Origin of the sequence: Lacisediminihabitans profunda (assembly GCF_008040105.1) — a bacterium.
GTDB classification, from domain to species: Bacteria; Actinomycetota; Actinomycetes; order Actinomycetales; family Microbacteriaceae; genus Lacisediminihabitans; species Lacisediminihabitans profunda.
Genome location: NZ_VRMG01000015.1, coordinates 1 through 25,152, shown reverse-complemented (window position 1 = coordinate 25,152; position 25,152 = coordinate 1). Strand labels below are relative to the sequence as shown.

Sequence of the window (25,152 nt, the reverse complement as noted above, 5' to 3'; positions counted from 1 at the left end):
TACTGACGGCGTTGGCTACACGCCCGATCAATGGGGCTGCAGGAGGTCGCGGATCAGGTCGAGCCGGCCCTGGCTGCTGTACTCGGCGTACCAGCCCTTTCGATAGTTCGCCAGCACGGGCCGCAGGCGGGCGAACCGCGATGTCGGCAGTCCGGCCCGGTCCGCCTCCATCGCGGCCTTGACTTGAGCGCGCTGCAGATCGCCGGGGCGAACCAGCGGCCCGAGTGATTCCAGCCGTTGGGCGAGCCCCCCGAACCGCCGCGCGAGCATTTCGTTCCGTGAGCCACGTGGCTGCAGCACCCTTCGCACCTTGCGCACCAGCGTCGCGCGCTGCACGCCGATCTCGTTCGCCCCGTGCTGGCGGTAGTCGATCAGTTGTTCCTCGATGGCATCGATTCGGCCGACGGCAGAAGCGACAATGGCGAGCCATTCGTCGTGAAGCCAGGGCTCGGGGATCGGCATCGCCGTGGTGAGGAGTGCCCGGCGGAAGGCGGCTGTCGCCCCCGTGGCCAGGTTCCGCTTGAGGAGCAGGCCGAAGGCGTCGCCCGAGTGCACCCGTTCGCGCTCGGACGGCGCGAACTCGAGGGCGTCGAAGAGGGACAGCCCGAGGTCGCGCCCTTCGGTATCGACCAGGCGCGCATCCGAGAACAAGAACTCGACGTCAGGGCGCGCCTCGAACTCCGACAGCACGCGCTCGAGACGGCCCGGGTGCCACACGTCGTCTTGGTCGCTGAGGGCTATTATCTCGCCGCCGCAGGACATGATCGCGCTCTCGAAGTTTGCGGTGACGCCCAGGGCCACCGCATTGCGCAGAATCACAAAGCGAATCGCGCGACCTGGAGGTTGTGTTCCCAAGACGCGGTCGACGATGGCGAGGGTCTCGTCCGTGGACGCATCGTCGGACACGATGATCTCGTCAGGCGGGCGATCCTGGTCGAGGATGCTTCGCAGTTGTGCCTCGACGAATTCCGCCCCGTTTCGGGTGCAGAGCGCGACCGAAACCAAGGTGTTCATGTCAGCCGACAATATCCCATCGGTCGCCAGAGTCCGGGCGGCACCGGGCCGGGTCGAGCGGCCGAGAGCCATGGGTGCCACCGATAGACTGCCCACCATGCGCTCACACCCCCGGCATGTCAGCCGATGACCGGGGACCACATTGCGGGGGACGCCGAGAGGGTCGCCGGTCGGTGGCGGGTATTCCTCGTATCGTTCGCGGTGCTTCTGGCGCCGATGTTGCTGTGGGCCCTCGGCTCGCCGCTCGCCTCCGTGCCGGATGAACCGGCGCACGCGATCCGCGCGGCCGCGGTGGTTCGGGGGGAGAGCGTCACCGAGGCGTGGGTGGGGAATCCGTCGACGGCGCGAGCCGATGTTCCGGCGTACGTCGCGGACATGGTGGCGCGGGCCTGTTTCGCGCGCCACCCCCGCCTGACACCGGCCTGCGCGGTGCCGATTGCCGGCGACCCGGAGGCCATCGTCACCACGGGGACCTCGGCAGGCAACAATAGTCCCGTCTACTACGCGATCGTCGGGCTGCCCACGCTATTCCTCCATGGCGATGTCGCCCTCTACGGCATGCGGTTCGTGAACGCGCTCCTCTGCGCGGCGGCGCTCGCCGTGATGGTGATGCAGCTGTCGACACTCTCGCGGTCCCGGTGGGCGACGGCTGGCGCGGTCGTCGGTCTCACCCCGATGGTGTTCTTCCTGTGTGGATCCATCAATCCGAACGCGATAGAGGTTGCCTCGGGGGGCGCTCTGTTCGCAACCCTCCTCGCGCTCGTGCGGTCGAATCTGGGCGGTGCGGTCCTCTGGGAGAGAACGGTGCTGACGCTGGTGACCCTCACTCTGCTGGTTAACACCCGGAGCATCTCCCTGCTCTGGGCGCTCGTGATCGTCGGTGCGGTTCTGGCGGTGACGCCGCGAAAGACGCTGGTGCCACTCTTCCGAACTCCCGCCGTCTGGCTTCTCCTGGGCGCGTCCGCCGCCATATCCGGCGCCGCGGCGTTCTGGTACGCCCATCCCACCCCATTCGCCCCGGACCTCGCGAGCACGCAGACGACCGGTTCCGCTGAGGCCTTTCGAACCATGCTGGTACGCACCTTCGACTTCGCGAGTTCCTACGTGGGCGACTTCGGCTGGCTGGACACTCCGTCGCCGGCCTTCAGTGTGATCGTGTGGAGCGCCGCAATCGTGGCGCTGATCCTCGTCGCCTTCGTATGGGGATCTGGCAGGTCACGATGGGTGGCCATCGGCTTCGGCATGGTCATGGTCGTCGTGCCACCGGTCGTGCAGGCGATCCTCGCCCCCCAGCTCGGATACATCTGGCAGGGGCGCTACATGCTCGCGATGCTGGTGTGTCTTCTCGTGGCCTGCGGACTGTCTCTCGACGACTCCCTGGCGGAGGAGGTCGTTACGGGGCGCCCGCGCCGCCTCGCGGCCGTGGGGATCGCACTTCTGGCCATCGGGCAGGTGGCGAGCTTCGCGTGGACGCTGCGGCGCTATGCGGTGGGTGTCAACGGCTCGTTCAACGACATGCTCACGAACCCCGCCTGGCAGCCACCGCTCGGCTGGATCGCCCTGACGGTGGCCATGGCAGCGTGGGCTGCGGTCGCCGCGTGGCTGGTGTTCAGGCACTTCCAACGGGGCGGCGAGAACGATGTCGTCGTCGAAGCGAGCGGTCTCGGCGTGGTTGCCCGTTAGGCGAGCACGGCCTGAGGCGCTACTTTCGTGGGTTCTTGAGCATGGCCGCGGCGAGGGCGTCGAAGTTGGCCGGATGCTGGTACGAGACGTAACCACCCGCCGCCGCACGCTCGACCAGTTCGTACACGATCGTGTCGCTGTCGGCGATCTCGGCAGCCAGGGTTGCCGTGGCTCCCGGGATGTCCCCGGACATGTTGTGCACGTAGGTCAGTGAACGGAAGAACGGCGCGAGCTCCGATCGTGACGCCTCGAAGAATGAGTCCCCCAGCAGCACCGTCTTCGGCTGGTAGAGGGCCGCGCCGGTCGACTTTGCAGTGATCGTGAGGGGCGAGTATCCGAGGTCGGGTACCTTGTCCGGGCCGATGGGCTTGCCCCTGCTGTAGAGCTGCACGCCCGGCCGCTGAATCGTCACGGAAACCACGGGCTCCGACTTCGGGTCGCCGACCATCGCCGACAGGTCGCCCTCGCTCTGCACCTCCGGGCCGGGTACGACGGTCGTTGAGGAGAGCAACGACGGGTCGAGCTGAGAGGCGACGAGCGTCGAGAAGACGGCGGAGCCTTCCGGGTCCCAATGGGTGTCGAACTTGCGCCAGGCGGAGCGTCCGGTGTTCTTCTCGAAGGCGGCCAGGTCCGCCTTCGGATCGACGAGACCGGGTCCCGTGAGCTTCTTGGTCGCCGCCCAAAACGCCGTCTTCTGCTTCTGCATGCACGCCTTGCCGGCATACGTGTCCGGCATGAGTTCCGGATGCGCGCTCGACTTGTCCGGCGCGATCACGATCACCATCTTCCGGCCGGACTGCGCGGCGGCATCGGAGAGCTTCTGGAAGCCCGCCACGATAGTGGCCATGTCTTCCTGGGGCTTGCACGGCGCCTCGATGTCCGAACCGTAGAAGAGCCAGCCGTTCCTGCCCGTCAGCACCTGGGGGTACTTCACGCCGCTGCCGGGGGCGGCGGATCCAGACCCCGACCCGGTGCCATTGGCCACCCCGGCGACGCCGACTCCGCCGCTCGAGAAGCGGGGGGCTTCTCCGAAGACCCTCTCGGAGATCTTGGTGTCGGCCTTCACGGCCAGGGCGCGAAGTGGCAGGTAGTCATTAGCCCACGCCTGGAACTTGGGCAGGAACTTCCAGCCGTCGTCCACGGAGGGGAACGAGCTGAGCGGCCGGTTGTCGATCGGGGTAGCGCGATCGCCGAGCACGAAGCCGACGGCGGGCCCGAAGAACAGCACCAGCGCGCCGATCAGCGGGAACACGACGATGCGACTGCGCCGCGCAGTGGGCGATGGGGTGTGACGCTTGCGAGTTTTCATGCTGGTCTCAGAACTGGAAGTAGAGGAAGGGGCTGAAGGTGCCCGCGGCGACGGCGAGCGCCGCGTACGGGGCGAAGAGGCAGATCACCGCGACGCGGAAGATCTTGCCGGGCTTGCCGGAGAAGTTCTCGATCACGCGGCCCATGACGAGGGTGGGGGGCAGCAGCACAACCAGGAAACCGAAAGCGAGAAGGATCGCTCCCTGCGTGCTCCAGGCGGCCGTGATCGTGTCGGGGATCGGTCCGGTGGTCGGCCAGAACATGGCGTGCAGAAAGGCCCCGACCTGCTGCATGCCGTGGGCGCGGAAGAAGACCCAGCCCACCACGACGAGGAAGAAGGTGATGACCCTTCTGATGACCGTCTCTGCCGTGCTGGTTGACTCGCGGGTGCCGACGCCGGTGAGACGTTCGATCACCATGAGGGCGCCGTGGTACATGCCCCACACCACGAACGTCCAGGCCGCGCCGTGCCAGAAGCCCGTGAGGAAGAAGATGATGATGAGGTTGCGGTAGGTGTTGAACTTGCCGTTGCGGTTGCCGCCGAGCGAGATGTAGACGTAGTCGCGGAACCAGCGCGAAAGCGACATGTGCCAACGCCGCCAGAAGTCGGTGATGCTGTTGGCGGAGTACGGCCGGTTGAAATTCTCGGGCAACCGGAACCCGAACATCTGGCCGAGGCCGATCGCCATGTCGGAGTAGGCGGAGAAGTCGAAGTAGATCTGCACGGTGTAGGCGATTGCGCCGAGCCAGGCGACGGACGAGGTGAGGTCGCCATTGGCCGTGGCGAACGCGGCATCGGCGATGGGCGACACCGAGTCGGCCACGATGACCTTCTTGGAGAGTCCGAGCGCGAACCGCGGGAGCCCGCGGGAGATGTCTGCCCATCGGTCGCGATTTGTGTCGGCGAGCTGGTCGGAGATCTCGTTGTAGCGCACGATCGGCCCGGCAATGAGTTGGGGGAACATCGCAATGTAGGTGATGAACTGGATTGGGCTCTTCTGGGCGGTGCGCGATCCGCGATACACGTCGATCACATAGGACATGTGGTGGAACGTGAAGAACGAGATGCCGATCGGCAGCGCGAGGGCGATGATCGTCGTGTTGGCGAGTCCGAGCGACTGCGAGAGATTGTGCACCTGCACCGAGAGGAAGCCGCCGTACTTCCAGATGGCGAGAATGAGCACGTCGAAGACGATCGCCGCGATCAGTATCGCGCGCCTCTTCTTCTGGCGATCCTTCGCCCAGGCCGAATCGATGAGGATGCCCGCGGCGAAATTCACGGCCATGCAGGCGAGAAGGAGGAAGACGAACTCCCCGGCGCCCCAGACGTAGAAGAGCAGACTCGCCACCGACAGCAGACCGTTGCGCCACGTCTTGGGCAGAATCACGTAAAGCGCAAGCACCGCTGGCAGGAAATACCAGAGAAATACCGGTGATGCGAACGACATCTAGGACCTAACGCGGTGGGGGACGGGGAGGCTCACAGGCCTCGTTCGCAGGCGGAATCGGCGCAACCGAGGGCGGCTACCGAGCGCAACTGACCGAAGCGATCCTAACCGGGGTGCCTGCGAGTCTCAATCTGGGCCGAGATTTCGGGGGTAAACAGGTGTGCCGCAATCACGACAAAACGACCTTCCTGCGCCTAGGGTGTGAATACGGTTCTGGCTGGGGGAACGTCGAAATACGGTAGGAGTCGCCGGTTGTACAGTTCAAAGTTTTTGCGGGCCCGATTTGTCGCGGGGGCGACGGCGCTGGCGCTGCTGGCCGGGGGTGTTCTGGCGGTGCACGCCCCGAGTAGGGCGGAGGCACTCAGCGGCAGCGAGTTCAACGCCGGCGCCATCATCTCCGACGACCTGTTCTACGACTCCGGCGCGATGAGCTCCTACGACATCCAGGCCTTCCTCAACGCGAAGATCGGGACCTGTACGAATGGTGCCTGTCTCAACGTGCTAGTGACAGATGTCGCCAGCAGGCCCCGTACAGTGTCGGATTCGACCGGGATGCTCAAGTGCGACACGTTCACGGGTGGCCTGCTCTCCGCGGCGGAGATCATCTATCGCACCCAGGTTGCGTGTGGCATCAGCGCGAAGGTGATTCTGGTGACCCTGCAGAAGGAACAGGGTCTCGTGACGAAGACGGCGCCCTCCCAGGCGGCGCTCGACCGCGCGATGGGAATGGCCTGCCCCGACACCGCGCTCTGCGACTCCCAGTATCTGGGTTTCGGTAATCAGGTCTATTCCGGTACCGCGCAGCTCAAGACCTACAAGGCCAGCAAGTTCGGCATGCAGCCCGGCACCCACGCCATCCAGTGGAGCCCCAACGGCGCCTGCGGCAGCGGACTGGTCAACGTGCAGAACTATGCGACGGCCGCCCTCTACAACTACACGCCGTACCAGCCGAACGCCGCGGCGCTGGTGAGCGTCACCGGCACCGGCGATGCCTGTTCTTCTTACGGAAACCGCAACTTCTGGGTGTACTACACCAACTGGTTCGGCTCCACGGTCGGTGCACCGCCGATCGCGTTCGCCAACGCCGGTCTCGGCGAGCCACCCCTGTACATGCTTGCCCGCGATGACTCGGGCGGCCTTCGGCTCTACGCCGAGGACGGCAAGGGAAGCTTTGGCGCCTCGGGTCAGGTCGGTTCCGGTTGGACCGGAATGACCTCGCTCGTCTCCGTCGGGGATTTCAACGGCGATGGGCATCAAGACCTGTTCGCCCGGGACACCCGCGGCGTGCTCTGGATGTACTCGCGGGACGGTGCGGGCGGATGGTCACCGCGCATCCAAGTCGGTAGCGGCTGGAACATATTCTCCGCCATCGTGAGCGCCGGCGACTTCGACGGCGACGGCCGCCTCGACGTGCTCGCTCGAGACACGAGCGGAGCGCTCATCCTGTATCCCGGAAACGGCACGGGCGGCTGGTTGGCGGCTCGGGGCGTCGGCAGCGGTTGGCAGGCCTTCGACACGATCATCGGATCGGCCGACTTCAACGGCGACGGACATCCCGACGTGGTCGTTCGTGACGCCTCGGGCTCGCTCGTGCTCTACCCGGGCGACGGCAGGGGCGGATGGCTCACCCCGATCTCGATGGGCGCCGGGTTCGGTGCTTACACGACCATCGTCAATGCCGGTGACTTCAATGGCGACGGATTCCAGGATCTTTTCGCCCGCGATTCGGGCGGCACGCTGTGGATGTTCGCCGGCAACGGCAAGGGTGCGCTCTCGGCGCGGGTTCAGGTGGGCACCGGCTGGAATGTGATGACGGCAATGACCGGCCCGAGCGACTCGCGGTTGCCCGCGGCGGCCGCGCCAGTGCTATCCAATCCCGGGACGGGGGATTTCGACGGCGACGGCAAACAAGACGTTCTCGCCCGGGATTCGACCGGCGCGTTGTGGCTGTATCCCGGCAACGGCAGCGGCGGCTGGCTGACGCCGTCGCAACTGGCCGGATCGTGGCAGGAGTTCAGCTCCCTCGTCGGGGTCGGTGACTTCCGCGGCGACGGTCATCGGGACTCGCTCGCTATCGACGGCTCAGGGCTCCTCTGGCTGTATCCGGGGGACGGCAAGGGCGGCTGGCTGCCCCGAGTGCAGGTCGGCAGCGGCTGGAGCACGTACACCGCCATATCCGGGGTCGGCGATTTCAACGGTGACGGTCATCAAGACGTGCTCGCTCGAGATTCTGGCGGCGGAATGTGGCTGTATCCGGGGGACGGCAAGGGCGGCTGGCTGCCTCGGGCACAGGTTGGCAGCGGTTGGACTCCGTTCGGCCCCATCTTCGGCGCCGGCGACTTCAACGGTGACGGTCACCAGGATGTGCTGGCCCGCGATTCGGTCGGTCGGCTGTGGTTGTACCCGGGCGATGGCAAGGGCGGCTGGCTGCCGCAGGTGCAGGTCGGCAGCGGCTGGAGTTCGTTCACGTCGATCTCGAACGCCGGCGACTTCAACGGTGACGGTCACCAGGATCTGCTGGCCCGCGATTCCGCCGGACGGCTGTGGTTGTACCCGGGCGATGGCAAGGGCGGCTGGCTGCCCCAGGTGCAGGTAGGCAGCGGCTGGAACGGCTTCACGCTGAACGGGTAGTCCGCGTCGTCGTAGCCTCCTGCCCGCCTCTGTTCGAGCAACACGCACCGAGGGATTGGTGGGGACGGCAAAGTCGTGGCAAACTCAGGTGCACTCACTTTTCTGTCTAGCCCAAGTAGACGGTGCGTGTTCGACAGCATTTCCCGAACTGATGAAATCCGCTCGTTTCTGAGTGGGCGCGGCTCCGGGGCAATCCGCCCGTGTGGTAAATTGAGTGGCACTCAGCTTGAACGAGAACGTCAATCAGGCCACTGGGCGGCGGACCAAAAAGGAAACGAATATGGTGGTGCGCGAGATATCGCGTGTGCGCAGAGGCACCGTTCCGCGTTTCGTCACGCAGTACTCCTTTGATGCGCTCTCCTGGGTCTTGGCGCTGGGCATCGGAATCATCCTTCGCTTCGAGCTCGACCTCGAGCGGGTGACCTGGCTGCCACTCGTCTTCGTCTGCGCCGCGGCCGTCGTGCTGCAATTCGTCTTCGGCTGGGCGTTCTACCTCTACCGAGGCCGCCACTCCAGCGGCAGCTTCGGCGAGGTCGTCTCGCTGCTCGGGGCCGTGGCCTCCGTCACCGTCATCCTCGGCATCCCGATTCTGCTCTTCGGAAACCAGGTCGGAATCCCGCGAAGCACGGTGCTCATTGCGGCGCCCATCGCCTTCGTGCTCACGGGAGGCGTCCGCTATGTGAGCCGCGTGGTGGCCGAGCGGTCGACCCAACCGGCGGAGGGCGCGGAGATGACGCTCATCTACGGGGCCGGGCACCTGGGGGCGTCGATCATCCGACGCATGCAGACCGACCAGGGGTCGGCCTACGTCCCAGCCGGCATCATCGACGACGACCTGCACAAGCGACACGCGTGGGTGCACGGCGTGAAGGTGATGGGCACCCGAGCCGACCTGCACGCGGTGGCGCGAGCCACGGATGCCACGGTGCTCGTGGTCACGATCGCGCACGCCGACGCGTCCCTCCTGCGTGAGATTTCCGACAACGCGGCCGAGGCCGGATTGCTCGTGAAGGTGCTTCCGCCCCTCGAAGAAGTACTCGCCGGCAAGTCCCGGCTACGCGACCTTCGAGAGATCTCGATCGAGGACCTGATCGGCAGGCACCCGGTCGACACCCAGATGGAGTCGATCGCCGGCTACCTCAAGGGCAAGAAGGTGCTCGTCACGGGGGCGGGCGGGTCGATCGGATCCGAACTGTGTCGCCAGATTTCGAAATTCCAGCCGAGCGAACTCATCATGCTCGACCGTGACGAGACCGGCCTCCAGGGCACGCAGATCTCGATCTCCGGGCACGGCCTGCTCGACACGAAGGATGTGGTGCTCGCGGACATCCGCGACATCGAGGCGCTCGAGGCGATCTTCCAAGCGCGCCGGCCCGACGTGGTGTTCCATGCGGCCGCGCTCAAACACCTGCCGATGCTCGAGCAGTATCCGGACGAGGCCTGGAAGACCAACGTGCTCGGCACGCTCAACGTCCTGAACGCGGCGAGGGCGGTGGGGGTCACCACCTTCGTCAACATCTCCACCGACAAGGCGGCCAATCCCACGAGCGTGCTGGGCCACTCCAAGCGCGTCGCAGAGAAGCTCACGGCTTGGGCGGCCGACCAGACCGGACTCGGCTACCTCTCGGTGCGATTCGGCAACGTGATCGGCAGCCGTGGCTCCATGCTCCCCACCTTCACCGCCCTCATCGAGGCGGGCGGCCCGCTCACCATCACCCACCCCGACGTCACACGCTTCTTCATGACCATCCCCGAGGCCTGCCAACTGGTGGTGCAGGCCGGCGGAATCGGTCGCCCGGGCGAGGTGCTCATTCTGGACATGGGCGAGCCGGTGCGCATCCTCGATGTGGCAGAGCGCATGATCGAGATGTCGGGCAAGGACATCGCCATCGTCTACACCGGCTTGCGCGCGGGGGAGAAGTTGCACGAGGTGTTGATCGGTGATCGCGAGTCAGACGAGCGCCCGGTGCACCCGTCGATCTCCCACACGACCATCGACGGGATCGACCCCACCCACTTGGACAAAGCGGGCTGGCATGCGCGACTGAGCGGTCATCCGACCCGTCCGCTCGCGGCGGCGTCATCGTCTCGCCGCAAGGCGGCGCGGTGAGCGACCGGATCTACATGTCCTCCCCCGATGTCGGGGAGTTGGAGGAGCAGTACGTGATCGCCGCGATGCGCTCCGGATGGATCGCCCCGCTGGGGCCGGATGTAGACGCCTTCGAAGCCGAACTCGCCGCGCGAGTGGGCGTGGCTCACGCGGTGGCGTTGAGTTCGGGAACTGCGGCCCTGCACCTCGGACTGCTCGGACTGGGAGTCCAGCGCGGGGACGTAGTTCTCACCTCGACGATGACATTCGCGGCCACGGCCAACGCCATCGTCTACACCGGGGCGGAACCGTTCTTCATCGATTGCGAGCTCGAGACCGGCAACATGCACCCACAGTTGCTGCGCCAGGCGATCGAGCAACTCAGGAGCGACGGCGAGCGCATCGGGGCGATCGTGCCCGTCGATCTGCTGGGCAAGGCCGTCGATTACACGCGGATTTGCGCAATTGCGGCGGAGTTCGGAATTCCGGTTCTGGCGGATGCTGCGGAATCGCTCGGCGCGCGGCATCAAGGGCGTGCCGCCGGATCGTTCGGCGCTGCTTCCGTCATCTCCTTCAATGGCAACAAGATCATGACGACGTCTGGCGGGGGCATGCTGCTCACCGACGACGCCGAGCTTGCAGCACGCACCCGATACCTGGCGACGCAAGCGCGCCAACCCGTTGCTCATTACGAGCACGTCGACATCGGCTACAACTACCGCATGAGCAACCTGCTTGCCGCTCTGGGACGCGCCCAACTCACCCGGCTCGACGACATGATCGCGCGACGGCGGGCGATGCGAGAGGTCTATCGTGAACTTTTCGCAGACGTCGATGGAGTGGAGGTCTTCGGTGGCGAGGACGATCACGAAGACAACTTCTGGCTCACGTCGATCGTTGTCGATTCGGCGAGGACCGGCTGGACCCCGGCAGAGTTGAGCGCCGCGCTTCTCGATGACAACATCGAGAGCCGGCCGCTGTGGAAGCCCATGCACCTTCAGCCCGTGTTTGAGGCCTCCGGCTCTCTGCGCAATGGGAACTCGCAGCGGCTATTCGAGACGGGTTTGACGCTCCCAAGCGGGTCGTCGTTGAGTGAGATCGAGATCTCGCGCGTTGTCGCAGGCCTCCAACCCTTCGCGAGCGTTCGGGCGTGAGCGGTTCTGCGCGTCGGACGGCATATTCGGCCCTCAAGCGCGGGCTGGACATCGGTTCGTCTGGGATTGCCCTCGTTCTGCTCTCGCCGATAATGATCGTCGTGGGCGTGCTTGTGGCGGCGAGGCTCGGGCGACCTGTGCTCTTCGCACAGCAACGGCCAGGACTGAAGGGCAAGGTATTCCGCCTCTACAAGTTCCGCACGATGAAGAACCTCGATCTGTCTCGCGGGCTCGTCACCGACGAACAGCGCCTCACTAAGTTCGGGCAGGGTCTCCGATCTACGAGCCTGGATGAGCTTCCGACTCTTGTCAACGTATTCAGAGGTGAGATGAGCATCGTTGGACCGCGACCGTTGCTTGTGCAGTACCTTGACCGGTATACGCCAGAGCAGGCGCGAAGGCACGACGTGCGCCCGGGAATCACCGGTCTGGCGCAGGTCAGCGGACGCAACTCACTGACCTGGCAAGAGAAATTCGACCTTGACACGGAATACGTTGACCGCCGCAGCCTCATCTTGGACTTGAGAATCCTGCTCCGAACCGTTCAAACGGTGTTGCGCAGAGAAGACATCTCCGCTGAGGGCGAAGCGACCGCCGCGGAATTCCTCGGGTCCTCGCCACGAAATACCCAGACAGAATGAGCCGCAGGTTAGTAGTGATCGGTGCAGGCGGGTTTGGCCGGGAAGCACTCGACGTCGTGCAAGCCATCAATGGAATCGGGGACGGGATCTTTGACGTTCTCGGAGTTGTCGATGATTCTCCCACCGCGCTGAATCTGCGGCGTCTAGGTGATCTCGATGTTCCGTACCTCGGGGACATCGATCAGTTGATCGAAGGTGATAACTCCGTCGAGTATCTGGTGGGCATCGGATCACCGGAGATTCGCCGCAGTATCGGGGAGCGATTGCACGGGCTTGGTTTCACGGCAGCTATAGCCGTTCACCCGCGCGCGGGGATTGGTTCGCATGTCCGGCTCGGCGAAGGAACGGTCGTTTGCGGGGGAGTCCAGCTCTCCACGAATTCCTCCGTAGGAATTCATGTTCACATGAACCCCAACGCAACGGTCGGCCACGACGCCGACATCGGCGACTACGTCTCGATCAACCCGGCTGCAACGATATCGGGTGACGTTACTATCGGCACGGGTGCATTGATCGGTGCAGGAGCGGTAGTTCTTCAAGGTCTCACCGTCGGAGACCACGCTGTCGTCGGCGCAAGCGCCTGCGTTGTTCGCCCCGTCGAACCCGGTGCGACCGTAAAGGGCGTACCTGCCCGCTGAATTCGACGGTACACAGCCGCCGATTCCGTTGTCCAACCACTTACCATTCCATCCCAATCATCAAGGACCGAGGACTTATGCCAAGCAGCGCCCAAACCGTGGTTATCGTCGGGCAAGGCTATGTCGGATTGCCTGTTGCGATGCGCGCCGTCGAGGTCGGATACAACGTCGTAGGCATCGATCTAGACGAGCGCCGCACGTCGAGTCTCAAAGCGGGCGAATCGTACGTCGACGATGTTCCGTCCCCGCGGCTGTTGACGGCTCTCGGGACCGGTCGTTACCTGCCAACGGTCGACTATGACGATACTCAGGGTTTCGATATCGCGGTCATCACCGTTCCGACGCCCCTTCGCGAGGGGCTCCCGGATCTCACCTTCATCGAGCGCTCTTCGGAGTCCCTCGCTAGTCGGCTGAAGATCGGTTCGACCGTAATTCTCGAATCGACGACTTACCCCGGAACGACGCAGGAACTCGTCGTACCGATTCTGGAAAAGGGATCAGGCCTCAAGGCAGGGGTGGACTTCTACGTTGGATACAGTCCCGAAAGAATTGATCCAGGGAACAAGACCTGGGGGTTTGTCGAAACGCCCAAGGTGGTCTCTGGAATCAACGCGCCTTCCCTTGAGCGAGTTAAGGGGTTCTACGACGGACTTGTCAACTCAACGGTTCCGGTCAGTTCGCCCAAGGAAGCAGAGCTGACGAAGCTTCTTGAAAACACCTTTCGCCACGTGAACATCGCCTTGGTGAACGAGCTCGCCATCTTCGGACATCAACTCGGGGTGAACGTGTGGGAGTCCATCGAAGCGGCCGGCACAAAGCCCTTCGGATTCATGAAGTTCACCCCAGGGCCAGGCGTTGGCGGGCACTGCCTTCCCGTCGATCCCAGCTATCTGTCTTGGCAGGTGCGTCGCAAGTTAGGGCAGAGCTTCCGATTCATCGAACTGGCGAACGATATCAACGACCACATGCCTGACTATGTCGTGCAAAGAATGATTGCAATCCTGAACAGAGACAAAAAGGCGCTGAACGGCGCACGAGTACTGCTGGTAGGGCTCGCGTATAAGAAGAACACGGGTGACATTCGGGAGTCGCCGTCGCTGCGACTGATTGAGCTTCTGACAGAGTACGGGGCTGAAATATCTGCGGTGGATTCACACGTCGAGGACTATCGCTGGCCGGATGGCGTGGGGAGAGTCGCTCTCTCAGCCGAAGCGCTCAATTCCTCAGACGTAGTGGTTGTGGTCACCGATCACGATGATTTTGACCTCTCGCTCGTGAGCGCATCAACGGCGCCCGTACTCGACACGAAGGACAGTATCACCGGTGTCAGAGTCGAGCGGTTGTAGTTTGGGGCGGCTGCCCTCGGGCGAGGCAATAACCCCGGTGAAATTCTCTGTTCTTCGGCTAGCATCATCCGCGGTGTCCGGTGGCGTCTACAGTGCGATGACTGCCGTATTCGCCCTCGTTGTCTTGCCTCCCGCGCGTTATGGCGCGTTCTCGATCTTGTACTTGCTCTTCGCGTTCGGCATCTCAGTTCAGTACTCCGTCGTCAACGAAGCATGGGCTCGCATGCGACTAAAGGCGCCGTGGCCGGCGTTCTCGGGCGCGCTTCTTGCGTTGAGCGTGGTCTTCGGATGTGCCGTCGTTGTCGCCGCTGTGTCCTTGCCCACCCTGGCCGGTCACTGGTGGATCTTCGCCCTTGCAGTGATTTGCGCACTCTATAGAAACGGTGCGCGGTACTTTTCTGTGGCACAAGGCGAACTCCGGCGAGCGTTGTTCTCCGATGTCGCAGGGATCGTCGCGTTCGCTCTCTCGGCGGTTGTCTCCGTTGGCGCCGGGTTCGACAGTCTGCAAATGGTGGCAATTACTTGGCTCGCCTCCGCTGCTGCTAGCTGTGTGCTTCTTCGATTACCTCGACTCGGCCGCGGCGGCGGACCGCTGTCTTGGGTTGTGTCTCACGGCAGCCAGATCAAGCCCCTTCTCATTGATTCTTTGCTGATGGACCTCGGCGCAATCGGCACGCCATTTCTCCTGGCCGGGTTCCTTGGAACGGCCCGCTTTGGTGTCTATCGTGCCGTTTCCAACGTCGCACTGCCAATCCGGCTGCTCATTGACCCGATACGCCCTGCTCTCGGACGAACGCCTCCGCGAATGCTTTTCAATCCTCGAAGCCTCGCTGCGGTGGCTGCCGCAACGATCGTATTGGCCGCGGGATGCTTCATCGCCCTTGCCTGGTTGGTGCCGTTGATCGGGATCCGTCTCGGAACCCTCACCTCGTTGGAGCCGTTTGCCCTGCAATCGGGGATCTTCGTCGCCGGCAGTCTCGTAGGAACTCTCTACTACATTGTTTGCCGAACAAACGCGTCAAGATCTCAGATTGTCAGCGGGCGTGTGGTGCAAACCGTGCTCGTGGTGCTCATGCCGATTCTCGGCTTCCTTGTCTTGGGGCTCAACGGCGCCATCTGGGGCTTTGCCCTCTCGAGCCTCATATCGGGCCTCGTCTGGATGTGGCTTGCCTTCCGAGCGGGATCTGCCCGGCGCGATTAGCGCAACGCGTTCTCGTGTTCCAGCCAGGCCTGGAACATAAGAATTGTCCAAAGGTGATGTTGCCAATTGCGCTTGCCGCTGAGGTGATCGGCCCACATCGCACGGATGGGTGCCGGCCTGAAATAGCCCTCCTCGATTAGACGATCCGAGTCGAGTAGTGCCTCGGCCCAGTCTCGAAGCGGCCCACGCAGCCAGTTGTCAAGGGGCACACCGAAGCCCATTTTTGGGCGCTCGATTAGCTCTCTCGGCACGTGGCGGAAGAGCACTTCGCGGAGGGGCCATTTGCCGACGCCGTCACGGATCTTTATCTCGAGAGGTAGTTGCCAGGCAAACTCGACGACTCGGTGATCGAGCATCGGTACCCGTGTCTCGAGGCCGTTCGCCATTGCCGCGCGATCGACTTTGGCGAGAATGTCGTCAGGAAGGTAGGTCTGGCTGTCCATGGCCATCATCCACGTCTCGAGCGAGCCAGTGGTCGGCCACGCGGTTGAGTCCGTCACCTTCGTGGCAGGTTCGTCCGCTCCGATTACGACCTCTTCCGGGTTCAGCCAGTGGCTGGTGAGGTGCCGGTAGTACGACGGTCCGTCGGGCGATTGCATTACCCCGGCCAGTTTGTGCGCTTTGTCGCCAGGCGTGGCGATGCGGAGCGACGGGGGCAGGAAGGGGCCAAGACCTTCGACCAGCCGGTCCCACGATGAGGGAGACAGCCCCCTTAAAGCCGACACCGCGGCAGCCCGCACCGGCGCTGGCAACTTCCTCATCCGAGACCATGTCTTCTGGGCCGAGAGGTACCGGTTGTAGCCCCCGAATAGCTCGTCGCCGCCGTCGCCACTCAAGGCCACAGTGACAGACTGAGAGGCCAAGTGGCTCACGAGAAAGGTCGGAATCTGGGAACTGTCCGCGAACGGTTCGGAGTAGGTGGACGCGAGCTTCGGCACCACCTCCAGTGCGAGATCTGAGGTGACGTAAAGCTCGGTGTGATCGGTGCCCAAGTGTCGAGCAACTGCTTTCGCGTGATCCGCCTCGTCATAATTCGCCTGGTCTGATCCGATGGTGAAGGTGTGAATCGGAGTGGAAGATTGAGCCTGCATGAGCGCGACCACGGCACTGCTGTCGATTCCACCGCTCAGGAACGCACCAAGCGGCACGTCGGACATCATTTGACCGGCGATGCTGGTCGCGAGTCGGTCCTCAAGCAGGTCGACGGACTCTTCCGCGCTTCCGGTGAAGGGACTTCGTTCGCCATTCTCAACTACGTCGTTGAGTTTCCAATATGCCTGATCAACGCCAACCTCCGGCGGCCCGGTCCCTAGCCGTATTGTGAAGAAGCGACCCGGTTCCAGCTTGAAAATGTCTTTGTAGATGCTGAACGGCGCGGGAACGTTGTTGTGGCGAAGCAGTAGCGATATCGAATTCCTGTCGATCTCACCGTCGAACGACGGGTGCGCCTTCAGCGCAGAAAGCTCCGACCCGAAGAGGAAAGCGTCTCCCTGCCAGCCGTAGTAGAGCGGCTTCTCGCCCAAGCGGTCGCGTGCAAGCGTTAATTCGCTTGCTCCACGATCCCAGAGAGCGATGGCGAACATACCTATTGCGGCGTCCAACGTCTTCACTATGCCCCAGGCTTCGAAGCACGCCACGAGTGTCTCGGTGTCCGAGTGCCCTCTCCACTCAGGCGCCAGCCCGGAATCGGCCAGGCGCACCCTCAGATCGAGATGGTTGTAGATTTCACCGTTGTACGAGAGCACGAGATTGCCTGACGCTGACACCATCGGCTGATGCCCGGCCTCGGATAGATCAACGATTGCCAGCCTGCGGTGCCCGAGCGCAATACCCGCTCGGGGGTCTATCCACTCGCCTCCACCGTCCGGCCCTCGGTGAGTGATCTGATCGGCCATCAGGAGGACATCGGCGCGGTCCGTCTTCCGCCCCCGCGGATCTTCAAAATAGCCGCAGATGCCACACATTCAGGAACCGACAATTGGGTTGGGAACGGAGGCCGGGCCGACGGCCGCAGTCCACTCAGCCTGCCAGCGATCGAAACTGAAATCTCGGTTCACTGTTTCGTGCGCACGCGTCCCCATTAACAAACGCTCATCAGCGCCAATTTCCAGAATCGATGCCATGGCGTCGTACCACTCGATGGGTGTGGTCGCGGCCAAGCCGCCCATTCGCTGCAAGACCGACGCATTCGCACCCACCGGGCTTCCGATTACCGGGAGGCCCGCTGCCCCGTACTGCAGCAGCTTGTACGAGCACTTCCCGCGGGTGTACTCGTTGTCTGGCAAGGGCATGATGCCGAAATCGGCCTGCGACAGCGCGCTCCCGAACGTGCTGAGCGACCAAGGTTGCCGGTCGACCATCGATTCCATTGCGCCGAGATTGGGCGCGGTCGCTCCGATGAGAATCAACCGCAACCCGTATCTCTTGTTGAGCTCGAGCAGAGGGGTTAGCAGCGGTTTGAGGAATTGTTCGGTGGCCGGCGATCCTATCCAGACTGCTTTCGGAGGCCCAGTCACATCGAAGGTCGTCTTTCGACTGTACAACGAGGGCTCCACACAGCTCGGAATCATTACGACCCGGCGAGATATCGTTGAAGCTGCCTCAGCGAGGTAGTCGCTCCCGGCTATCACAATGTCGGCGGCGCGAACCGCTCTTTGCCACAACGAGTTTCTCGACCAGAGCTTCTTCGCCAACCCGGAGGTGTCAGACCAGATGGCATCATCGAAGTCGTACACACCGTGCTTCGCCTGTTTCAAGAGTGACTCTTCTAGCGTGCCAGAGCTGAGTGGGGAGGCCAAGCGACTCAACACCAAGGTCTGCTCGCCAATGTGCCGACGCAGCCCGCGAAGTCGGATCTCTGCGCTGGCCAAAGCAGGGGGGTTTCGCGCGAGGGCACGGGCACCGTTGGTGGGGCGGCCGAGATACTGGAACTTCTCCGCCGTCAGGTTGAGTCGAGACACCCAGTCGTACAGACGCACTCGGGTACTCGCCCCTCGTTCGTCGTACGTCGAGACAAGTACCAGGGAGGGGTTACTAACCATCATTCGCCGCTTCTTGGTCGATCGGGGCCCAGCCGAAATGCGGCATCGTTCCGCGTCTCTCGCGCGGGGCTGGAGTTCAGGACCATCGATGCGTAGAACTGCTCGGTGAGTGACCAGACGATTTCGCGGGAGTAGTGGTCATTCACGAATTCGAAGGCGGCACGCCCCATTCTCTCCCGTTGCTCTGCATTCGTCAGAATCTCCTCGAGTCGCTCGCTGAGGGCTGCAGCCGACTTCACTCGTGCAATCAGTCCGGTGCGGCCGTCGACAACCGAATCGATCGCGCCAGTTGCCGTCGTCGTGACAGTCGGAATTCCCGAGGCGCCCGCTTCGAGCACCACGTTCGGGAAGCCCTCCCGGAACGTAGGGAGGCACAGCACGTCCATTACCTGGAAGTAGATCTCCGGGTCCGGCACATGCCCGGTGTAAACGGTCGAAAGTGATCGGAGGTCTTCCCCCTTTGTGGCCACTGACGGCTGCGTGTCCGATCCTCCCACAACCAGAAGCTGGTGGGCAGTTCCCCGTTGACTCAGCAACTTCCGAGCTTCAGTCAGCACTTGGAGGCCTTTGTCGACGGACATCCGACCGACAAATCCGATTACCGGCACCCCTGGTTTCAGTCCGAGCCTGAGCGAGAGCTCCTGCAGCTCCGACAACGCATAGCGGGCTCGACTGAATGCAGCGATATCAACACCATTCGAGCTCCCTCGCCCCAGTACGACGATCTTCGACGCGGGCGCGACATTCAGTTCGATTGCTTTTGCGCGAAGGCTCGTACTCACCGCCAACACGCGGTGTGAGGCACGAGCGGCCACCTGCTCGGCGAATCGCAGTACAGCGAAGCCAACACCTGTCGCCGTTTCCAAACGAAGACCCCGGAGCATGTAGACACGATTTGGAACCCGGAGGGCTGCTCCGGCGATCGACCCCAATAGCCCCGCCTTCGGGGTTCCAACCGAGACCACGTCGGGTTCAATTCTCCGGAGAAGGCGCACCCAGCGAGCAAGCGCAACGAGGTCTCTCAGCGGCGAGGGATTCCGAACCATCGGCAATGAATGAGTCGTGATCCCCGACTCGTGACTGAACTTTTCGAGACCGGCTCCCGGGGAGCTGACCAGGTGGACGTCCCAGCCTTCGCGAGAAAGGAACTGAGGGAAGCCTTCGAGGAGCCTGAACGACTGGTCGACCGTCACGCCGATCACAATTCGCCGGGATTCACCTGCCATCACGACCTGCTTTGTGTAAACCACGCGGCCGTCTCGCGGAGCCCAACGCCAAGCGCAGTCGGACCGACGGTAGGAAAGAGTTCGCGCATGCGAATCCCGTCGGACCGGGATGCGCGCACGTCTCCTGCGCGGGTCTCGACGTGCTGCACACGTGCCGGGACGCCGAGGGTCGACTCGATCGCCTGGATCAACTCGATCAACGGTGTGTTGGTGCCGAAGGCCAAATTCACGGGATCCTTCGACGTTACTTTTCTGCTGACGGCATCAAACAAGGCAGCACACACGGTTCCAACGTAGGTGAAGTCCCGCGACTGGAGGCCATCGCCGTGGATGACAAGGGGGCGATCATTCAAAGCGGCGTCGATGAACTTGGGAATCACCGCCGCATACACATGGTCTGCGAATTGGCGGGGGCCATAGACGTTGAAGAACCTGAATGCGAGGGTCTTCAACCCGAACGAGAAGTTGTATGCGATCGCATAGCTCTCGGTGGCCAACTTGCTTGTCGCATAGGGGCTCATCGGTCGAGTCCAATCGAATTCCGACTTGGGAAGCGCGAGATTGCTCCCGTAGACGGAGCTGGATGAAGCCACAACGACATGGTCGATCCCCGTCTCCCGGGCAGCTTCCAGCACATTCAGCGTTCCGGTGATGTTGGTCTCGTGGGTGGGGCGAGGCGCCGCAATTGAGCGCGGGACGCTCCCCAGCGCCGCTAGGTGCACGACGGAATCTACGCCTGCAGTCGTCGCGACCAAGAGGTCGTAGTCGAGGATCGAACCCTTGACGAAGTCCACGTCAAGCCCGTCTAGGTTCTCTATCCGGCCCGTGCTTAAGTCGTCGAGGATCCGCACTTCTCCGGTGGGATCGTGCCTAAGGAAGTGTCGTGCGAGATTGGAGCCGATGAAGCCTGCGCCACCGGTGATGAGTACCTTCATGTGCTCGTTTCCTGTATTCGAAGAACCGAAAACTGGCCCGGCATCGTCTCAAACCATCGTCTCATGAGATCGCTCAGCTTTTGCATCTCGCCGCGAAGGCATCAGCGCCGCGAGAATCGAATTGGCGGGACTGGCATGCAGTTGCGCCGGGATGCAATTTGCCATCACCCCTCTTTGCAGTCCGGGATCCACGCGACCGTGCGGCGCCGTCGCCGTCGAAGGCCGCTTGATCGTGTGGAAGAGCTCCGGCCAAGGGGGGCTAGTTGTAGTTCCCCGGCACATGAGGGGTTCGAGACTAAACTGCGCGGGTGCAGCAAATTATCCCCGTGTCGGTCTTCTGCATCCTCAGCGTGCTCAGCGTCGCGGCGATCGCATGGCGTTCTGAGATCGGAGTTGCTGTCCGAACTCCCATGCTTGTTGGATATGGTGCGCGGATAGTCGCAGCACTGGGTGTTTGGGTGGTTGCGGGTCTCTTCGCGCCAGATGCCATCCACTACGACAATTCGGCGCTGCAGATTGTGGACGCGTGGCACGGCAGTGGCGCCTTGCCCGCGTTGGGTGCCGGCAAAGAGGCGTTTCCACTTCTCCTCGCCGCCTTGTACGCCGTTGCAGGCCACATTCCAGCTCTCGGCATTATTCTCAACGTGACCGCTTCAACGGTTGCGATACCTGTAATCGCCGCCACCGCGAAGCGTTTTGGCGGGAGTCCGAAGACGGGAGCATGGATTGCCTCGGCCTTCCCGCCTTTCTTGCTGTGGGGCGGGATGTTGTTGCGAGAGTCTCTTACTTGGCTACTGCTCGCGGTGATCGTCTGGTCCTTCGCTTGCTTGGTTGACCGTTTCTTTGATTGGCATACTTTGCTCATCAGTGCATCGTCCCTGGCCGCTTTGCTGTGGGTTCGCGGCTCTGCGGCGCTCATAGTCGGGGCCGCGGCGGCGGGAGCACTCGTCTTCGCGCGGAAAGTCAACATTGCCGTTAGGATCGCCGTCCCAATAGTCATCGCGGCCCTGGCGGCTCTTGTCTTGTTCGGGGGGATCAAAGTGATCGGTGGTTACAGCGCGAATTTGCTCGCCACCGGCCAGAGTCTTCTCGCGCATTCGGCTCGGACGGGGAACTTCCCCGCAATCCAAGTCGCTGACCCGGTTTCCGCGGTCGGAACTCTCGGCCTGCTCGTGCCGAAGGTTCTGTTCGGGCCGCTCCCCTGGGAGTGGTCGAGCGTTGGCGTCGCATTTGCAATCGATGCGATCGTATGGATTCTCCTGTTGTGGCTGGTATTTATGGGCTGGAGACAAAGCAAGCATCGTCGCCGCCTTCTGGTTGCGTTGATTCCAGCTTCGGCTCTCCTCCTTGCCCTGATCGTGTCCAGCGGCAACTATGGGACGATGCAGCGCTTGCGGGTCCAAGCTGCAGTCATGATTATCCCGATCGCTGTGTTGCCCGTTCGACGTGTAGGCGTGAAAGAACCCGCCAATGTTGCACTCCCGCTCGACCGCGCGCCAAGTTGAAGGTTCGCGCTGACGGTTTGGCTCAAAGTGTCGACTGTGCGATCAAGAAATGTGATCGAACAAACGGACCGCTTCGAAAAGTGTTCGGTGACAAAACACCCACGACTCTTTACCGGGCTCTGCTGGCCCCACAGTCAGTGCTACGACTTTGACTGAACCCGCCTGAGCCAGATCGGATATCCAGCGAGCGCTAACAGTCGCTCGATCGACTCGCTGATGAAGGAACCCCGGGGGTGCGGCGACTTGAAACGCAATCAGGCAACGCCCCGTTAGCTACACATCGTACAGTCGGAATGAAGCGTCGCCAAGAGCTTCGGGACGCCGTTCTGCGGGTGGAACTGCGTCGAGCCGACCCACTGCACGGCGGTCACGGCTGGTCCACGATTCCGCCGAGAGTATCGCCGACGCGGTCCCCTTCCTCGTCGACATGCGCGAGTTGCTCCTCGACTGTCTCCTGCGCGGTGGGTTCGGTTTTGAGCATGGTGTCTCCTTCGGGTGGAAATGCAAAAGCACCGCACGACGTGTGCAGGGCTGGATGGATCGAAAGGATGGTCTAGTCAGTGAGCGGGTTGCTCATCCCGCTGCAACCGCGAGGGCGCGGTCATGAAGCTGGCGTGTGAAGGAAGCTGCCGAGATCGAAAAGTGCGACCGTCTAAACGACGGTGGCGTGTGGACTCATGCGAGCCCGAACCACCTTCGCAAGCCTGTGGCTCGGCTTCTCGACGAACGTGTAGAACAGCCAGCCGGCGAGTACGGCGGCGGGAATCGTGCAGAGGATCCCAAGCCACTCGTGATTCGGTCCGAACAAGTAGCCAGATGCCACGACGATGGGCTCGTGGACCAGGTAGAGGCTGAACGAGATGCGACCAAGCCAAAGCACTGCCGGCTTGGTGAGGAACCCGGTGACCGGCTTCCAGAAGATCGCGCTCACGACGACGACGCAGGCACCGGCCAGCATTGGCCCGGACGTGGAATCGACTACAGCGACAGAGGCCCCAAGGCCTTGCGCGATCCAGTGGGAGGTCATCAGAAGCAGCCCAGCCCCGAACGCGGTTCCCCAGGTGAGGCCGGCGAAACGTGACCGACCAATTCTCTGGGACATGCGCCTTAGCGCCGGCATGCCTGTCGCGATGACCGTGCCGACCAAGAACATAGGTAGGTACAAGAGGACCGAATTCTGCGTCACACCACCGGCCGAGACGACGACGAGGCACAGTACAATCTTCGCGACGTTCAGATTGATCCACTTCGCTGCTGCCCAGACGAACAGCGGAAGTGCGAGGGAGAAGAGGATCTCCCATCGGAGTGACCACAACGGCGAAACCAGTCCGCCGTTGCCGAGCACAAGCGTCATGTCTTTGATGAATGTGCCGGGCGTCACGGTGGTTAGTCGTTCCCGCAGCCACAGGCTCCCGGTGTCGCCGGAGCGTCGAACAAGCTCTATGGTCAGGACGCCAAACACGACCGCAGCCCAGACGGGCAGATACAAGCGGATCAGGCGTTGCGGGTAGAACGCGCGCCACGAGAACCTTGTCGAGTTCAAGACTGGGAGGGTCAGGACGATCCCGCTCAACACAAAGAAGACGTAGACGGCCGCCTTGCCTTCCCAAATCAGGTGAAGGGGGGTCTCGACCAACCACCACGCCCACGAGCCAGTCTGGCGAACACCGTGGGTCTGGTAGTAGGGCGCCGCGAGAGCTGGGACGAGCAGCAGCGAGTGATGGAGCAGTACGACCACCGCAGCTATTCCCCGGAGGCCATCAAGCGATCGGTATCGCTCCGAATTGATGGCCGGCGCGCGTAGAACCTGATCCCCCATGCGCTCATATTACGGCGAGGATGAATCGTCTCGTGCCAAGGTGAGTGTCGGCGGGTCGACTAGTTGATAGCGGCCACCGGAACGCTTGGCTCTTGGCCCTCGGCATTGCGTTTCGGCACGAGACTCACATTGAGCATCATCAGTACGAAGTAGACCGGCCACATGTTGCCTGGGGCTTGAAGATATGGGTTGCTTGCGTTCGCCACGAGCATCGCCGCAGCACCAGCGGCAGCCACGAGCACTGGCGCGAGCATAGCCGGTTGCATGCGGACTGCCCGCCAAAGACCCAAGATCGCGAACGTCACCCCAATGGCAAGGACGACCGCCCCGAGCAAGCCGACCTGAAAGAGGATCAGGTGATATTGAAGCTCGAAGTTCCACGGCCGTGCCTCTTCGCGAGAGTAGCCGGCGATCGTCGCGCCGAACCCATGCCCGAAGATAGGCGAGTTAAACCATGCGTGCACGAGTTGGTCGCTCTGTTCGGCACGGATCTTCTCGCTGATCGTCTGTCCGGTTCCCGTGACCACGGAGATCAGGCGCTTCAGCGCGCGGGTGAAGCCGTTGGTGCCGACCGCTGCTGCACCTAGAATTCCGACGATAACGACAACCACGACACCAAGTGGTGCGATCTTCATTCGAAGACTGCGGGGCAGGCGGCGCGAGTAGATTCGCCACACTACCCACGCGCCCACGGGAACAACAATCGCAACGACGGTGAGCGCTGACCGGCCGGCTAACAACGACACGAGAAGCGACAGAGCTCCAGCGACCATCACCAACGGCTTCTTCGGTAGCAGGGGATGTTGTGGCAGCAATGAGGCGGTAAGCCACATCGGACCAGTCGCAACCAAAGTCGACAATCCGTAAAGAGTTATCGCGGTCGCCCCGAATGAGTTCCCGTTGTAGTTCAACTCCAACTGGGTCACGATCCACTGGGGCACGCGGATGCCCGCCATCGACAACGCGACATATGCGACGGCGATCACTGAGATCAGGATCGTGACGATCACTGCGGCGAACATCACCATACGGATCAGTTTCTTGTCACCAGCCCACACCCACGTGCCGAATAGGATCGGTGCGACAATCCAAACCAGGGCACCGTTTGCCACACCGGGATTGCTAATTCCGATCAGGCTCCCGTACACGCCGACAGCGATCACGATGAGGATGGGTATGGCTGCTGGACCCGCGATCGTGCGCCGACCCTTGATTGCGAGAGTCAGCGAAGCGGCGAAGATCAACCCGAGAGATGGCAACAGAATTGTGTTGTGCCCCACCGGAAGGAACATCACGTAGCCGAGGGCGATCGTTATCATCCAGCGGCAAATGTTCGCCCAGTCGAATCGTCGCATGACTCCAGATCGTACAGCGCCGCTTGGTCTGGCTAGACTGCGGAACCAGTCGCGTCGCGCTCGATCGCGCGGTCAGCCATTGATAGCCGTCGCTCACATTGATTCGGCCTGGGTTTAG

General features: G+C 62.7%; 18 protein-coding genes. 9 read left to right on the top strand and 9 right to left on the bottom strand.

The window, feature by feature from the left end; genetic code table 11:
• Positions 1-27: 27 nt before the first annotated feature.
• A complete protein-coding gene (locus tag FVP33_RS17285; protein WP_147784944.1) occupies positions 28-1,014 on the bottom strand; it encodes a glycosyltransferase family 2 protein in 987 nt (328 codons plus the stop codon).
• Positions 1,015-1,140: 126 nt separating this feature from the next.
• On the opposite strand from FVP33_RS17285, the gene FVP33_RS17280 reads away from it, so the two are divergent.
• Complete coding sequence (locus FVP33_RS17280; protein ID WP_147784943.1) at positions 1,141-2,697, top strand: DUF2142 domain-containing protein; 1,557 nt, start codon at positions 1,141-1,143, stop codon at positions 2,695-2,697.
• Positions 2,698-2,716: 19 nt separating this feature from the next.
• On the opposite strand, the gene FVP33_RS17275 is transcribed toward FVP33_RS17280, so the two are convergent.
• On the bottom strand, positions 2,717-4,006 hold the full coding sequence (locus FVP33_RS17275; protein ID WP_147784942.1) for an alginate O-acetyltransferase AlgX-related protein: 1,290 nt from the start codon (positions 4,004-4,006) through the stop codon (positions 2,717-2,719).
• A gap of 7 nt (positions 4,007-4,013) precedes the next feature.
• Positions 4,014-5,453: an MBOAT family O-acyltransferase gene (locus FVP33_RS17270; protein ID WP_147784941.1), complete on the bottom strand. Its 1,440-nt coding sequence runs from the start codon at positions 5,451-5,453 to the stop codon at positions 4,014-4,016.
• 252 nt (positions 5,454-5,705) lie between these two features.
• On the opposite strand from FVP33_RS17270, the gene FVP33_RS17265 reads away from it, so the two are divergent.
• From FVP33_RS17265 to FVP33_RS17235, 7 genes are all read left to right on the top strand, one after another.
• Positions 5,706-8,084: an FG-GAP-like repeat-containing protein gene (locus FVP33_RS17265; protein WP_147784940.1), complete on the top strand. Its 2,379-nt coding sequence runs from the start codon at positions 5,706-5,708 to the stop codon at positions 8,082-8,084.
• Positions 8,085-8,388: 304 nt separating this feature from the next.
• Entirely contained in the window at positions 8,389-10,194 is a 1,806-nt protein-coding gene (locus FVP33_RS17260) for a polysaccharide biosynthesis protein (protein ID WP_246142401.1), read from the top strand.
• Complete coding sequence (locus FVP33_RS17255) at positions 10,191-11,327, top strand: DegT/DnrJ/EryC1/StrS family aminotransferase (protein WP_222706784.1); 1,137 nt, start codon at positions 10,191-10,193, stop codon at positions 11,325-11,327. Before FVP33_RS17260 ends, FVP33_RS17255 begins: the two co-directional genes overlap by 4 nt.
• On the top strand, positions 11,324-11,968 hold the full coding sequence (locus tag FVP33_RS17250; protein ID WP_147784938.1) for a sugar transferase: 645 nt from the start codon (positions 11,324-11,326) through the stop codon (positions 11,966-11,968). Before FVP33_RS17255 ends, FVP33_RS17250 begins: the two co-directional genes overlap by 4 nt.
• A gap of 14 nt (positions 11,969-11,982) precedes the next feature.
• Positions 11,983-12,606, top strand: coding sequence for an acetyltransferase (locus FVP33_RS17245; protein ID WP_246142400.1), 624 nt, complete (start codon positions 11,983-11,985; stop codon positions 12,604-12,606).
• 77 nt (positions 12,607-12,683) lie between these two features.
• A complete protein-coding gene (locus FVP33_RS17240) occupies positions 12,684-13,952 on the top strand; it encodes a nucleotide sugar dehydrogenase (RefSeq protein ID WP_147784936.1) in 1,269 nt (422 codons plus the stop codon).
• 73 nt (positions 13,953-14,025) lie between these two features.
• Entirely contained in the window at positions 14,026-15,153 is a 1,128-nt protein-coding gene (locus tag FVP33_RS17235; RefSeq protein ID WP_147784935.1) for an MATE family efflux transporter, read from the top strand.
• Here the strand turns inward: FVP33_RS17235 and asnB are convergent.
• The 4 genes from asnB to FVP33_RS17215 form a co-directional block, all read right to left on the bottom strand.
• Positions 15,150-17,117: an asparagine synthase (glutamine-hydrolyzing) gene (asnB, locus tag FVP33_RS17230; protein WP_147784934.1), complete on the bottom strand. Its 1,968-nt coding sequence runs from the start codon at positions 17,115-17,117 to the stop codon at positions 15,150-15,152. The genes FVP33_RS17235 and asnB overlap by 4 nt on opposite strands.
• Entirely contained in the window at positions 17,118-18,131 is a 1,014-nt protein-coding gene (locus FVP33_RS17225) for a glycosyltransferase (protein ID WP_187270783.1), read from the bottom strand.
• Positions 18,132-18,193: 62 nt separating this feature from the next.
• Complete coding sequence (locus FVP33_RS17220; RefSeq protein WP_147784932.1) at positions 18,194-19,444, bottom strand: glycosyltransferase family 4 protein; 1,251 nt, start codon at positions 19,442-19,444, stop codon at positions 18,194-18,196.
• Positions 19,420-20,355 carry an NAD-dependent epimerase/dehydratase family protein gene (locus FVP33_RS17215; RefSeq protein WP_147784931.1) on the bottom strand — a complete coding sequence of 312 codons (936 nt, stop codon included), beginning with the start codon at positions 20,353-20,355 and terminating at the stop codon, positions 19,420-19,422. Before FVP33_RS17215 ends, FVP33_RS17220 begins: the two co-directional genes overlap by 25 nt.
• A gap of 308 nt (positions 20,356-20,663) precedes the next feature.
• Here FVP33_RS17215 and FVP33_RS17210 point away from each other — a divergent pair, with 308 nt between their 5' ends.
• The gene (locus FVP33_RS17210) at positions 20,664-21,860 is read left to right on the top strand and encodes a hypothetical protein (RefSeq protein ID WP_147784930.1); all 1,197 of its coding nucleotides are present in this window, start codon (positions 20,664-20,666) and stop codon (positions 21,858-21,860) included.
• A gap of 652 nt (positions 21,861-22,512) precedes the next feature.
• Here FVP33_RS17210 and FVP33_RS17205 read toward each other — a convergent pair.
• On the bottom strand, positions 22,513-23,679 hold the full coding sequence (locus FVP33_RS17205; protein ID WP_147784929.1) for an acyltransferase family protein: 1,167 nt from the start codon (positions 23,677-23,679) through the stop codon (positions 22,513-22,515).
• Between the two features lie 59 nt (positions 23,680-23,738).
• Positions 23,739-25,034, bottom strand: a complete 1,296-nt coding sequence (locus tag FVP33_RS17200) for an O-antigen ligase family protein (protein ID WP_147784928.1) — start codon at positions 25,032-25,034, stop codon at positions 23,739-23,741.
• Positions 25,035-25,152: the final 118 nt, after the last annotated feature.